The following is a 12,470-nucleotide window of genomic DNA, read 5'->3' on the forward strand; positions in this document are numbered from 1 at the left end:
CATTGGCGGGGTTCGTGTTCGCTCCGCTACCGGCTGACGCGAAAGACGGGGAGGCATATACCAGTTCCACCCTCCCCCTCTGGCAACACATCGCCGATTCCGCCCGCCGTCATCCCGGCCGTCGCGTCGGCTTCCACCCCGTCACCGTCTTTTCCACCATCGCCCTAGGCACCATCGGCCTGTGGACGGCCGGGATGCTGCTGTCCGGCTACCAGAACGCCCGCAATATCCACACTGCACAGCGGACTGTCGATGCCAACGCCGCCGAACTAAGTGCAGCCGGACGGCTCCGCTCGCTCGTTGCCCTGCAACACCAGATCGAACGCTACGAACCGCGCCCCGGTCATCACGCGTCGCTCTCCACCCGCTTCGGGCTGAACCGCGATGACGCCCTGCTCGCAGCGCTGTGGAAGCCCTATGCGGCGGCCAGCCGCGAGCTTCTGGTCGGCCCGATCCAGCAGGATCTCGAAGATGTGCTCGTCGATCTCGCGCAGATGCCGGTGGATGGGCTCGACGCGCAGGGCAGCCAGTGGGCGCTGGGCGGCCATCAGACGCTCAAGACCTATCTGATGCTGGCCAACCCGGAGCGCGCCGAGCCAGACTTCCTGGCGCCGCAGCTGGTCCGGCACTGGCAAACCGAAGCCCGCATCACGCCGGGCGAGCGGGACGATCTGGCGGATCGGCTGCTAACGTTCCATGCCGCCCGCGTCAAGGCCCATCCCGACTGGCGCATCGAGGCGCGGCCCGAGCTGGTGGCCGGCGCGCGGCGCACGGTGCTCGCGGTCATCGGCCAGCGCAACGCGCAGGACACGATCTACCGCCAGGTGATCGATGGCATCGGCAACAAGTATCCGGATCAGACGCTGGTGTCGCTCACCCCCGGCACCGACGCGCGCGGGCTGATCCGAGCCAATGCGCTGGTGCCCGGCGCCTACACCCGGCAGGCCTACGAGGGCCACGTGGCCGAGGCCATTGCGCAGGCCGCCAAGCGCACGGAAGTCACTAGCGATTGGGTGCTATCAGACGGCAATGCCCAGCAGTCGGCCAGCCCGAAGAACCTACAGGCCACCCTCACCGCCCGGTACTTCGCCGACTACGCCGAGCAGTGGCAGCGCTTCATGAACAGCCTCCAGTGGGAGCCCGCCCCCACGCTGCCGGGCGCCATCGACCAGTTGAAGCTGATGGCCGATGCACGCCAGTCGCCAGTCATCGCGCTGATGAAGTCGCTGGATTACCAGGGCGGCGCTGGCGCGCACAGGGACTCGCTATCCGACACGCTGGTCGCCAAAGCGCAGGACATGCTCGGCAAGAAGGCCACCGGCCCCCAGGCCGTCAAGCCCGACACCGCCGGCCCGCTGGGCCCGACCTTCGGGCCAATCCAGCGGCTGATGGCCGTCGGCGAAGGCGCCGGCGGCGACATGAGCCTGCAACGCTTTCTCGATCGCGCGACGGCCCTGCGGCTGCGGCTCCAGCAGGTCAGCAACAGCCCGGACGCCGACGCCCAGGCCCGCCAGATGGCGCAGGCGCTGTTCCAGGGCAAGGGCTCGGAACTGGCCGATACCCAGGTGTACGCGCAACTGATTGCCGCAAGCCTCGGCGCCGAGTGGGCAGGGATGGGGGAGTCGCTGTTCGTGCGCCCCATCGCCCAGGCCACCCAGACCGTGCTCCAGCCGGCCCAGGCCAGCCTGAACGCCGCGTGGCGAGACAGCATCGCCATGGCATGGGGCCGCGCCTTCGCCGGCCGCTACCCATTCGCCGATACCGCCAACGACGCCTCGCTGCCGGAACTCGCCCGCTTCCTGCGCCCGCAGGGCGGGCTGATCCACGGCTTTCTCACCGCTCAGCTGGCCGGCGTGCTCGAACTGCAGGGCGATGCGTGGCAGCCCGCGGCGTCGGGCGGGCACGCGCTGGCGTTCGATCCGGCCTTCCTTGCGGCGATCAACCAGCTGCAGCGCATCGGCACGCGGCTGCTCACGCAGGGCGAGCCCCGCTACCAGTTCGAGATGAAGCCTGTGCCGACGCCGGGCCTGACCGATACGCTGCTGACCCTGGACGGCCAGACCCTCCACTACTACAACCAGCGCGAACACTGGCAGGCCATGACGTGGCCGGCGAACAACCTCGAGAACCCCGGCACGCGTCTCCAGTGGCAGACCGAGACGGCCGCCACCAACAAGCATTACGAGTTCACCGGCCGATGGGGCCTCGTCAGGATGCTCGAGCGGGCCAGCATCGAGCCGATCGACAGCGCCACGTTCCAGCTCACGTGGCAGGGGCAACCGGATAGCCCCGCCGTGGCCCCCGCGCCGGACCCCGACAGTCTGACCCCGCGCGCTGCGATGCAGCCGCCAGCCAGGGATGTCACCTACCCCATCCGCTACCAGCTGCGCACCGAACTCGGCCATGGGCCGCTCGAACTGCTCTCGCTGCGCGACTTCGTGCTGCCGTCCCGGATCTTCCTCGACAAGCCCCACCCATCCACCACCAAGGGGAACGATGTTTAACCAGTTGCTCAACGCGCTGTTCGGCACGCGCGCGCCGTCGGATCTGGCCCGGACGGCCATCGCGCGATGGGAGCCGTGGCTGAAGCCCATCCGCCCCGACGCGCCCGCCGGGGACGACCCCGGCTACGACGACGACTTTCTCGCCATCAAGGACGAAGTTGCCAAGCTGTCCGATGTCAACGACACCCTGATCGTCGAGACGGCGGAGCGCCTGCTCCAGGGTAGCGCCAAGGACGCGCGGATCGCTGCCTACTATATCTATGCGCGCATGCGGCGGGACGGCGCGGAGGGCATAGCGTCCGGCTTCGAGCTGCTGTCGGCGCTCGTAGACCGCTTCGGCACGCAGCTGCTGCCCGCCCGGGGCGAGAGCCGCAAGGCGGCGCTCGAATGGCTCGCCAGCGCCACGTTCACGGACCGGCTCGACCGCGTGCACGGGCTGAGCGGGCTCCCGCTGGAGCGCACGCTGTCCGCGCTGGCGCTGATCCTCGAACGCACCGCGCAGTGGCCCGAGACCGCGCGGCCGGCGCTTGATGCCCTCTTCCGCCGCTTCGAGGGCCGCGTGGAATCGCCCGCCGCCCATGACGCCCGCACCGAGCCCGCCCCGTCCGCGACGCCAATGGCGCTGCCCACGGGCGATATCTCCTCCTCGCGCGACCTGCTCGACCGCGCGCGCCAGATGGCCGCGTTCCTGGGCGACCAGCCGCAGGGCTATCTGGCCGCGTACCGGCTCATGCGCTGCGTGCGCTGGGACACCCTGACCGAGGCGCCGCCGCACGAGCCCAGTGGCAAGACGCGGCTGGTGGCCCCACGCGCCGAACTGCGCGCCCAGCTCAAGCGCCTGCTGTTGCAGAAGCAGTGGCCGGAACTGCTCGACCGGCTCGAACGCGCCTTTGCCGAAGGCGCCAACCATTTCTGGCTGGACCTCCAGTACTACGCCTTCACGGCGCAGGACCAGGCCGGCGGCGACTACGCGCGCGTGCGGGACCTGCTGGCCACGGACTGCGCATTGATGCTGGAGCGGCTGCCCGGCATCGAGCAACTGAGCTTTGCCGATGGCACGCCGTTCGCGGACGACACCACGCTCGAATGGATCGCACGCCATGCCACCGTGCGCGATGTCGAGCGGGGCGACGCCGTGACGCCGGTGTCGGTCTCGTCCGCCAGCACCGACTGGGCGGAAACCGAGGCCCAGGCGGCCGATCTCGCCGCGCAGCAGAGCCTGGACGCGGCGTTCGCGTGGCTGCAAGGGCTGCCCCTGCCCGATGGCGAGCGCGACCGCTTCATCCGCCAACTGGTGATGGCACGCGTGGCCGCCCGCGCAGACCGCGCCGATACCGCGCTGCACCTGCTCGCCACGCTCGAAGCCACCGCCGCGCGCTTCCAGCTCGCCGCGTGGGAGCCGGGCCTCGCGTTCGAGGCCAAGCAGCAACTGCTGCGGCTGCTCCGGGCGCGCCTGTCGCGCAAGGACGCCGACAAGCCCGCCATCGCCCATCGCATCGACACCCTGCTGGCCGATCTGATCGCCCTCGACCCAGCGCGCGCCATCGCCACCGCCTAGCCTTCCCGAGACATGAAGCACCCGACCCAAGACAACGAGATCCTGCGCTACTACGAAGCGGAGATGCGCTACCTGCGCGAAGCGGGCACCGAGTTCGCCCAGGCCTATCCGGACCGCGCGCGCATGCTGAACCTGGATCGCATCGGGGAGCGCGACCCGCACGTGGAGCGGCTGTTCGAAGGCTTCGCCTTCCTGATGGGACGCCTGCGTCACAAGCTGGACGATGAACTGCCGGAGTTGACCGAGGGCCTCGTCAGCATGCTATGGCCCCACTACCTGCGCATGATCCCGTCGCTCTCGATCATCGAGATGTCCCCGGCCATGGGCACGCTGCAACGCCACGAGGTGCTGCCGGCCGGGCTGGAAGTCGTTTCCGACCCGGTGGCGCTGGGCGCGCAGCCGGGGCGCGGGCAAAGCGACCAAGGCAGCCCGGGCAACCCCGGCGATAGCGTCGACTGTATCTACCGCACCACGCAGGCCGTCGACCTGTATCCGCTGCGCCTGACCGAAGCGGCCACCTACACGCGCGAGGATGGCCGCTCGGTGATCCGCCTGCGGCTGGCGCTGCAGGCGCAGGCCAAGATCGCGCTGCTGGAGGTGCCGCGCCTGCGGCTCTTTCTCCATGCCGACCGCCCGCTGGCGCTCGCCCTGTACGCCGCGCTGACTGCCACGCCGGTGGCGATGCACGTGCGGGTGCCCGGCCACCCTGCCGACCGTCCCGGCACGCCCCTGCCCATGCCGGGCCTGTCCCTGCGGCCGGCCGGTTTCGCGGCCGACGAGCGGCTGTGGCCCAAACCGGACAACGCGTTCGGCGGCTACCAGCTGATGCTCGAATACTTCACGTTCCCCAAGAAATTCATGTTCGTGGACCTGTTCGGGCTCGACCTCCCCGCCATCGCCCGGCTGGCGCCGGAGACGGAGCAGTTCGATGTCGAGGTCGTGCTCGCCCGGCCATTCCCCGATGACCTGCGCTTCTCCGCCGAGAACGTGCGGCTCCATTGCGCGCCCATCATCAACCTGTTCGAACTCGAGGCCGACCCGGTCACCCTCACGCACCACGAGACCGAATACCGCGTGCGGGCGATGGCGCAGCATGGCCGGCATGTGGAGGCGTACTCGGTGGATACCGTGCGCGGCTTCGAGGCCGCCAGCGGCGAGCGCTTTGAGTACGCGCCGTTCGCGGCGTTCCGGCATCGCGGCGGCATGCTGCGGCACGAAATGCCCGAGCGCTACTTCCACACGCGCGTGCGGCGCGGGCCATCGGGCCAGGTGGACACCTGGCTGGTGCTCGGCGGCCATGCCTGGGAGACGCAGGACGCGCTGCCCGAGGAGACACTCTCGCTGTCCGTCACCGGCACCCACGGCATGCTGCCGCGCAAGGGCCTGCGTGAAGCCGGCATCACACAGATGCGCGGCGGCTTCACCAACGTGGCGTCGATCCGCAACCTCACGGCGCCGACGCTGCCCGTCTATCCGCCCACCGGCGACCGCTTCCACTGGCGCGTGCTCTCGCATCTGGCGCCGAACTACCTCTCGCTGCTCGATGCCGAGGTACTGCGCGGCACGCTGGCGCTCTATGACTGGACGGACGGCGAGACCAACCGGCAGCGCATCGACGCCATCACCGAGGTGCGGCACCGCCCTCTGCAGAAGCTGGAGAGCGGCGGGCTGCTGCGCGGCGTGGAGATCGAGGTATGGCTGGACAGCACGCGCTTTGCCGGCGCGGGCGACCTTGAACTGTTCGGCGAGATGCTGAACCGCTTCCTGTCGCTGTACGCCACGCTCAATCTCTACACGCGGCTCGTGATCGTCTCGCAACCGTCCGGCCAGCGGCTGACGTGGCCGGACAGCAAGGGCCAGGGGGCGCCGTTTTGAACGCGCCGGACAACCGGGCGCCCCGCCCGCTGAGCGAGGCATTGCTGGCCGATGCCCCGCGCATGAACTTCTTCCGCCTGTGCGAGTTGATCGAGCTGGCGGCGCCAGGCCACCCGCCGCTCGGCACCACCGATTCGCCGGCCAATGAGCCGGTGCGCTTCCGCTCGAACGGCCGGCTCGGCTTTCCGGGCCGCGAGATCGACGCCGTGGAGCGTGACCCGGACCACCCCGGCGCGCCACCCGTGGTGCGCACCAATTTCCTGGGGCTGTATGGCGTCGATGCCCACATGCCGTCGTATTTCGTCGACGAAGTGGCCCAGCGGCGCGATGGCGCGGAGCCGCTGGCGGCCTTCCTCGACCTGTTCCACCACCGCATCGTCACGCAGTTCTATCGCGTGGCGCGGAAGTACCGCTACCCGCTGGGCTTCCGGCGCGACGGCGGCGACGAGGTGTCCCGCTACCTGCTGAGCCTGCTTGGGCTCGGCCTTGGCGGGTCCGCTGTCAGCGACACCGTGCCCACCCAGAAGCTGCTGTCGATGCTGGGGCTGGCCAGCCAGCGCACCCGCACGGCCGAGGGCCTCGCCGGCGTGTTGCAACACGCGGTACCTGATGCGGGCGTGCGCGTGGACGAATTCCATCCGGTCTGGACCCGCCTGCCGTCGGACGCGACCGAGCGCAGGCCGCTCGGGCAGAACTGTGTACTCGGGCGCGGCTTCTTCGACCGCGCGAATGCCGTGCGCGTGGTCATCACGCCCCGTACGGCGGACCTCGTGCAGGGCCTGATGCCCGGCCACGCCCAGCACCGGGAGGTGATGACCCTGCTGCGCTTCTACCTCGGCCACACGGCGCATGCCTGTATCGAAATGCACGTGCACACGTCCCTGATGCCGGCGCCGGCGCTGAACGACGGCGCAGTGCGGCTGGGCTATTCCACCCAGCTGCGGGCGCCCGCGGAGTCTGTGACCCGGGTGCAACTGGGCACCTGGAATGGCATCGTCCAACCCGCCGCGCGCCCGGAGCGCCCCACCAGCCACTATCAATCATGAGGACACACACGATGAGACAGCCGTTCAGAACCGCGGCGTTGTGCCTGTTCGCCAGCCTCGCCGCCAGCCTCGCCGGCTGCGGCGTCGGCCAGGCCGTGAAGGACAGCACCGTGGAGGCCGCGAAGTGGGCCTTCACCACGCAGGTCAAGACGATGAACCTCGACCTCGCCAGCCGGACGTCATTGAACGCCACCGACGCCGGCAAATCGTTGTCGACGGTGGTGCGGATCTATCAGCTGAAGACGCCGGACGCCTTCCGCGAACTGAGCTACGCCCAGCTCCAGTCCCATGACCTGGCAACGCTGAAGCCCGACCTGCTGGCCCAGCGCGATGTCGTCCTGCGCCCGGACGAGCGGGTCAGCCTGGCCGAGCCGATGCATGCCGACGCCGAATTCGTCGGCATCGTCGCCCTGTTCCGCAACCCGGAGGAGGAAGCCGGCTGGAAGCTGGTGGTGCCCCGGCGGCAATGGAAGCAGACCGATCCGGTCAGGGTGGAGGTGCGCGCCAATACGCTGGCGCTGGCCGTGCCGGCCAAGGGGTAGCCCCGGGCGCGGCCATGTATCCCCCAATGTCCGCGTATCATCGACGCTCTTCGCACCGCTCTTCGCCCCCCTGACGCCCCCGGATTCACCATGCCTGACCATTCGTTGCTGTCCGCCCTGCTCATCTTCGGACTTGGAGGGCTGCTCGGCGGGGTCGGGGGCCTGTTCGGCATCGGCGGCGGGCTGATCGCCATCCCGGCGCTCGGGCTGCTCTACGGGATGGACCAGCAGCTCGCCCAGGGCACCTCGCTGGTGATGATCGCGCCCAACGTGGTGATCGGCTTCTGGCAGTACCGCAAACGGGCCGATATCGAACTGCGCACCGCCATCGTGCTCGGCCTCTCGGCCGTGCTGGCCACCTACTTCTCCGCCCGGCTGGCCACCGCCATGGACGCCCAGCTCCTGCGCCGGATCTTCGCGATCTTCATGATCGGCCTCGCCCTGTACTTCTTGTGGCGCCTGATGCCCGGCCGGGCCGTGACCCAGCAGCAGGCGCGGCTGTCGTCGCGCTGGATTCCGGCCGTGGGCGTGGTGGGCGGGGCGTTCTCGGGGTTCTTCAGCGTGGGCGGCGGCGTGGTGGCGGCGCCGGCGCTGGTCGGCCTGTTCGGCATGCGGCAGGCCGCCGCGCAGGGGCTGGCGCTGGCGCTGGTCACGCCGGGCGCCGTGGTCGCGCTGATGACTTATGCCCAGGCCGGCCATGTCGACTGGACCAGCGGCATCCCGCTCTCGCTCGGCGGCATGCTGACGATCTCCTGGGGCGTGGCGCTGGCGCACCGGATGCCGGAACGCCGCCTGCGCGCCGCGTTCGCCGTCTGCCTGATCGCCACGGCGGTGGTCATGCTCGTACGCGGCTAGCCTGCCGCCGGCTTGCGGAAGACCAGACTGAAGTTGTTCGCCGGCATCGGGATGGGCGCGTCGCAGGTCATGCCCTGGGCCGCACCGAGCGCGATCACCGCTTCCATGTCGCGCACGCCCCATTCGGCATCGGCGGCACGCAGTTGCGCGTCGAAGGCCGCGTTGCTGGGCGCCGTGTGGGCGCCGTCGCGCTTGTAGGGGCCGTAGAGGTAGAGCACGCCGCCCGGCCCGAGCCGCTTGCCGGCACCGGCGAACAGCGCCTCGGCGGCCGCCCACGGCGAGATGTGGATCATATTGATACAGACAATGGCGGACACGGCGTCAATGCCCCAGGGTTCCGCGCGCACGTCGAGGGCCAGCGGCGGCAGCACGTTCGTCGTCCCGGCGTGGGCCGCCCAGGCCGCAATCGACTCGCGCCAGGTGGCATCGGGGTCGCTCGGCTGCCAGGTGATGCCCGGCAGCGCGGCGGCGAAGTGGACAGCGTGCTGGCCGGTGCCGCTGGCAATCTCGAGCACCGTGCCGCTGGTCGGCAGCACCTGGCGCAGCACGGCAAGGATCGGCTCCCGGTTGCGCTCGGTGGCAGGCGCCATGCGGCGCGCGGCGAGATCGGGGGACGGGCGGGTCATGGGTGCTCCTGTTTTCGCGGGTGACAGGCGCAAGGGTAGCAGGCACGGCGCCTCTGCGCGGTCAGACGCCCCCGGCGCCCCGGCGCTCCGCCCCGGCTGCGCTACACTCCCTCTCCTGCCCAGTCACCCCGCCGGTTTCGGCCGATTTCCGCCGCCTTGCCCACCTACACGCTTGCCACCCCCGTGCACTCGGACCTCGAGATCCGCAAGAGCCGCTTTATCGGCCTGGCCACGCCCGTGCCAGACCGCGAGGCCGCCATGGCGGTGCTCCAGGACCTGCGCGCGCAGCACCCAGCCGCCACCCATGTGTGCTGGGCACTGCTGGCGGGTGGACAGTCCGGCATGTCCGATGACGGCGAGCCGTCCGGCACGGCGGGCCGGCCGATCCTCGAAGTGTTGCGCCACCATGATCTCGATGGCGTGCTGGCGGCGGTGATCCGCTACTACGGCGGGGTCAAGCTGGGTGCGGGCGGCCTGGTGCGCGCCTATACCGATGCGATTGCCGCCGCGCTCAAGGATGCCGAGCGCGTGGAGCGCATCGCCTACGCCACGCTGGACGTCGAGGTGGACTATGCCGACGAACCGCGCGTGCGCCGCTGGATCGAATCGATGGCCGGCGAGGGCTGCACGCTGGCCGACACCCGGTATGGCGCGCTGGCCCGGCTGGTAATCCGCCTGCCGGCCACGCTGCGCGAGCCCGCCATCGCCACCCTGCGCGACGCCACCCATGGCCGCGCCCGGTTCCCGGAAGCCGATGCCTGACCAGGACGACATCACCACGCACGACAGCGCCGAATTCACCGCCCACGTGCTGCCCGGCGAGACGCGCTACGCCGCGCCGGCCTCGCTGAGCCTGCTCGAAGCGGCCCTGCTCGAAGGCGTCGCCCTGCCCAGCTCCTGCCGCAACGGTACCTGCCGGGCCTGCATCAGCCAGCTTCACGCGGGGAGCGTGCGCTATCGGATCGAGTGGCCGGGACTCAGTGCGGATGAGAAGGACGAGGGCCTGATCCTGCCGTGCGTGGCGTGCCCGACCAGCGACGTGGCCTTCGAGCCCGTCGGCACAAACTAGGCGCCCGGGTAAATCGCCCCATCAGGCCAGCCCGCGCCCGTTCACAGAGAAGAAGCGCAGGGCGATCTTGAGCGCATCGGGCCCGGTCGGATCGGCAAAGGCCTGCCCCGGCGCGCCGCCGCTCCAGGCATGCCGCAGCCCCTCCACCTTGACCAGCCGCATGAAGGGCCGCACGCCGGCCTGCCAGTCGAAAACATCCACCGCGCGCCGGGTGCCACGCCGCACGCGCCGGGGCGGCATGGCCTTCGGGGCGGGCGCGCCGGGCGGCAGCAGCTCCAGCCACAGCGCGGCGGCCGAGGTGGCGTTGTCGTAGGTGACCACGGTGTCGTCATCGCCGTGCAGCAGCAGCAACGGCGGCGGACGCCGACCCGCCAGCGCCAGCCGGGCCGCCACGGCGTCCGGCACGCGCTCGCCGCGCATGGCGCGCGGGGCCTGGGCCGCGTTGGCGGCGCTGTAGGGCACGGCACCCGAGTGCGAGCCCACGGCGGCGAAGCGGTCGGGGTAGCGCAGGCCCAGCATCATCGCCATCGCCCCGCCCGCCGACAGGCCCAGCGCGCAAACCCGCTCGCCGATGATGGCGTAGCGCCGGCAGACATGGTCGATCATCGACATCAGCAGCGCCGCCTCGGACGCGCCCCGGGCGTCCGGCCGGAACCAGTTCCAGCAGCGCTGGGAATTGGCCTGCACCGACTGCTCGGGCATCAGCACCACCCAGCGCGCGTCGCGCGCCACGGTGGTCACGCGCGCGCAGGCGGCAAAGCTGGCGGCGTCCTGCCCGCAGCCGTGCAGCAGCACCAGCAGCGGCGCGGGCCGCGCAGCGCTCACGCCCGGCGGCACGAAGATCCGATAGCGCCGCTGGCCCAACGCGCCGAGGCCGAGGGTGAAGCCCCATACCCCCTCCTCCCAGACCCCGCCGCTTTTGCTGACCGGCGCCTGCGCCGGTGTGACCACGCCGGTGAGCGCCCGGTGCGCGGCCTTGCCCACGGCACGGCCCATGGCCTCGCTGACCGCGCTGCCCTGCTGCCTGGCCGTCTTCAGCACGGAATTGGTCACCGTGCGTTGCAGGCGCCGGGCGCTGCGCGCCGCCTGCTTGCCCAGCGTTGCCCACAGTTGGGTAGTACCCCTGCGCCGTGTCATGCCGCATCGCCCTTTCGTCGTCCGGTGCCGTGGCGGATGCCACCTTGCGATCCTGCGCCAGTATCCGGGGCGATTGTGTCAGGTTTTCATGCCAAGGCCGGTCAGACGATGCCGCGCAGCGCCAGATCCGCGCCCAGCAGCAGCAATCCGCAGAAGAACAGGCGCCGGAAGCGCTCCGCGCTGATCCGGTGCCGCAGCCACTGGCCGAGGAACATCCCGCCCAGCGCCGGCACCAGCGCCAGCAGCGAGGCCCCCAGCACCGGCGTATGGAGCAGCGCGCCGCCCAGCGCCAGGCTCACGGCCAGCGCGATGGTCGAGACCGTGAACGACAGCCCCAGCGCCTGCACCATGCTTTCCTTGTCGAGGCCGAGCCCCTGCAGGTAAGGCACGGCGGGAATCACGAAGACCCCGGTCACGGCGGTGATCGCCCCCGTGACCAGCCCGGCCAGCGGCGCCATCCAGCGCTCCGCCCGGGGCGGCACCACCAGCCGCACGGCGGCGAGCCCCATCACGGCATAGACGATCAGCGCCACGCCGAGCGCGTTGGTGGCGTGGTCCATCATCCTGGCCGGCACCAGCGCGGCGCAAAGCCACGTGCCGGCGCAGATGGTCGCCAGCATCGGCCACAGCCGCCAGAGCAACTGGCCGAAGCGCGGCCCGCTGAACAGCTGCACGACGTTGGTGACCATGGACGGCGCCACCAGCAGCGCGGCGGCCTGCACGGGCGGCATGACCAGCCCGAGCAGGCCCACCGCCACGGTCGGCAGGCCAAGGCCCACCACGCCCTTGACGAAGCCCGCCAGCAGGAAGGTCAGGCCGATAAAGGCGAATTCGGGACCGACGTGGAACATCGACAGGCTCCCTTAGCGCGGGGTGGACACATCAGTGGACACACCGTTGGGCACATCGGCGTGCACGGCCCGGCTGTCTGCCGGCGCCTCGTCACGCTCGTTCAGGCCGTAGTCGCGCAGCACCTGGGCCACGCGCAGCCGGTAGTTGGCGAACACGCCACCGCGCCCGGCCGCCTGCGCCTGGCGGTGGTCGAGCGTGTTGCGCCAGGCGATGACCGCCGCCTCATCACGGAAGAAGGAGAGGGACAGCAGCTTGCCGGGCGTGGTCAGGCTCTGGAAACGCTCCACCGAGATAAAGCCGTCGATGGCCTCGAGGGTCGGCTTGAGGTGGGCGGCGATGTCGAGGTAGGCGTCCTGGCGGCCCGGCGCGGGTTCGACTTCAAAGATCACGGCAATCATGGGGGCTC

12 protein-coding genes are annotated in these 12,470 nt (G+C 70.6%); 8 read left to right on the forward strand and 4 right to left on the reverse strand.

The window, feature by feature from the left end:
• Positions 1–14: 14 nt before the first annotated feature.
• From AB4120_RS16450 to AB4120_RS16475, 6 genes are all read left to right on the forward strand, one after another.
• The gene (locus AB4120_RS16450) at positions 15–2,504 is read left to right on the forward strand and encodes an ImcF-related family protein (RefSeq protein WP_441642580.1); all 2,490 of its coding nucleotides are present in this window, start codon (positions 15–17) and stop codon (positions 2,502–2,504) included.
• Positions 2,497–4,062, forward strand: a complete 1,566-nt coding sequence (gene tssA, locus AB4120_RS16455) for a type VI secretion system protein TssA (RefSeq protein ID WP_149138289.1) — start codon at positions 2,497–2,499, stop codon at positions 4,060–4,062. The genes AB4120_RS16450 and tssA overlap by 8 nt, the downstream gene beginning before the upstream one ends.
• A 12-nt stretch (positions 4,063–4,074) precedes the next feature.
• A complete protein-coding gene (tssF, locus tag AB4120_RS16460; RefSeq protein WP_441642581.1) occupies positions 4,075–5,937 on the forward strand; it encodes a type VI secretion system baseplate subunit TssF in 1,863 nt (620 codons plus the stop codon).
• Between the two features lie 62 nt (positions 5,938–5,999).
• Positions 6,000–6,983 (forward strand): type VI secretion system baseplate subunit TssG, encoded by a 984-nt coding sequence (tssG, locus tag AB4120_RS16465; protein ID WP_149138290.1) that lies wholly within the window; start codon positions 6,000–6,002, stop codon positions 6,981–6,983.
• 11 nt (positions 6,984–6,994) lie between these two features.
• Positions 6,995–7,525 carry a type VI secretion system lipoprotein TssJ gene (gene tssJ / locus AB4120_RS16470; protein ID WP_149138291.1) on the forward strand — a complete coding sequence of 177 codons (531 nt, stop codon included), beginning with the start codon at positions 6,995–6,997 and terminating at the stop codon, positions 7,523–7,525.
• A gap of 90 nt (positions 7,526–7,615) precedes the next feature.
• Positions 7,616–8,380 (forward strand): sulfite exporter TauE/SafE family protein, encoded by a 765-nt coding sequence (locus tag AB4120_RS16475; RefSeq protein ID WP_144197723.1) that lies wholly within the window; start codon positions 7,616–7,618, stop codon positions 8,378–8,380.
• Here AB4120_RS16475 and AB4120_RS16480 read toward each other — a convergent pair.
• Complete coding sequence (locus tag AB4120_RS16480; protein ID WP_441642582.1) at positions 8,377–9,006, reverse strand: DUF938 domain-containing protein; 630 nt, start codon at positions 9,004–9,006, stop codon at positions 8,377–8,379. The genes AB4120_RS16475 and AB4120_RS16480 overlap by 4 nt on opposite strands.
• 156 nt (positions 9,007–9,162) lie before the next feature.
• Here AB4120_RS16480 and AB4120_RS16485 point away from each other — a divergent pair, with 156 nt between their 5' ends.
• Together AB4120_RS16485 and AB4120_RS16490 are read left to right on the forward strand one after the other, a co-directional pair.
• Positions 9,163–9,768, forward strand: coding sequence for an IMPACT family protein (locus AB4120_RS16485; RefSeq protein ID WP_149138292.1), 606 nt, complete (start codon positions 9,163–9,165; stop codon positions 9,766–9,768).
• Positions 9,761–10,075 carry a 2Fe-2S iron-sulfur cluster-binding protein gene (locus AB4120_RS16490; RefSeq protein ID WP_149138293.1) on the forward strand — a complete coding sequence of 105 codons (315 nt, stop codon included), beginning with the start codon at positions 9,761–9,763 and terminating at the stop codon, positions 10,073–10,075. Before AB4120_RS16485 ends, AB4120_RS16490 begins: the two co-directional genes overlap by 8 nt.
• A 21-nt stretch (positions 10,076–10,096) precedes the next feature.
• Here the strand turns inward: AB4120_RS16490 and AB4120_RS16495 are convergent, their stop codons facing one another.
• The 3 genes from AB4120_RS16495 to AB4120_RS16505 all read right to left on the reverse strand — a co-directional run bounded on the left by AB4120_RS16495 (position 10,097) and on the right by AB4120_RS16505 (position 12,462).
• Positions 10,097–11,212 carry an extracellular catalytic domain type 1 short-chain-length polyhydroxyalkanoate depolymerase gene (locus AB4120_RS16495; RefSeq protein WP_441642583.1) on the reverse strand — a complete coding sequence of 372 codons (1,116 nt, stop codon included), beginning with the start codon at positions 11,210–11,212 and terminating at the stop codon, positions 10,097–10,099.
• Positions 11,213–11,313: 101 nt separating this feature from the next.
• The gene (locus tag AB4120_RS16500; protein WP_441642584.1) at positions 11,314–12,063 is read right to left on the reverse strand and encodes a sulfite exporter TauE/SafE family protein; all 750 of its coding nucleotides are present in this window, start codon (positions 12,061–12,063) and stop codon (positions 11,314–11,316) included.
• 12 nt (positions 12,064–12,075) lie between these two features.
• On the reverse strand, positions 12,076–12,462 hold the full coding sequence (locus AB4120_RS16505; RefSeq protein WP_149138295.1) for an antibiotic biosynthesis monooxygenase family protein: 387 nt from the start codon (positions 12,460–12,462) through the stop codon (positions 12,076–12,078).
• Positions 12,463–12,470: the final 8 nt, after the last annotated feature.

It is taken from the genome of Cupriavidus sp. 2KB_3 (genome assembly GCF_052115685.1).
Taxonomy (GTDB): domain Bacteria; phylum Pseudomonadota; class Gammaproteobacteria; order Burkholderiales; family Burkholderiaceae; genus Cupriavidus; species Cupriavidus campinensis.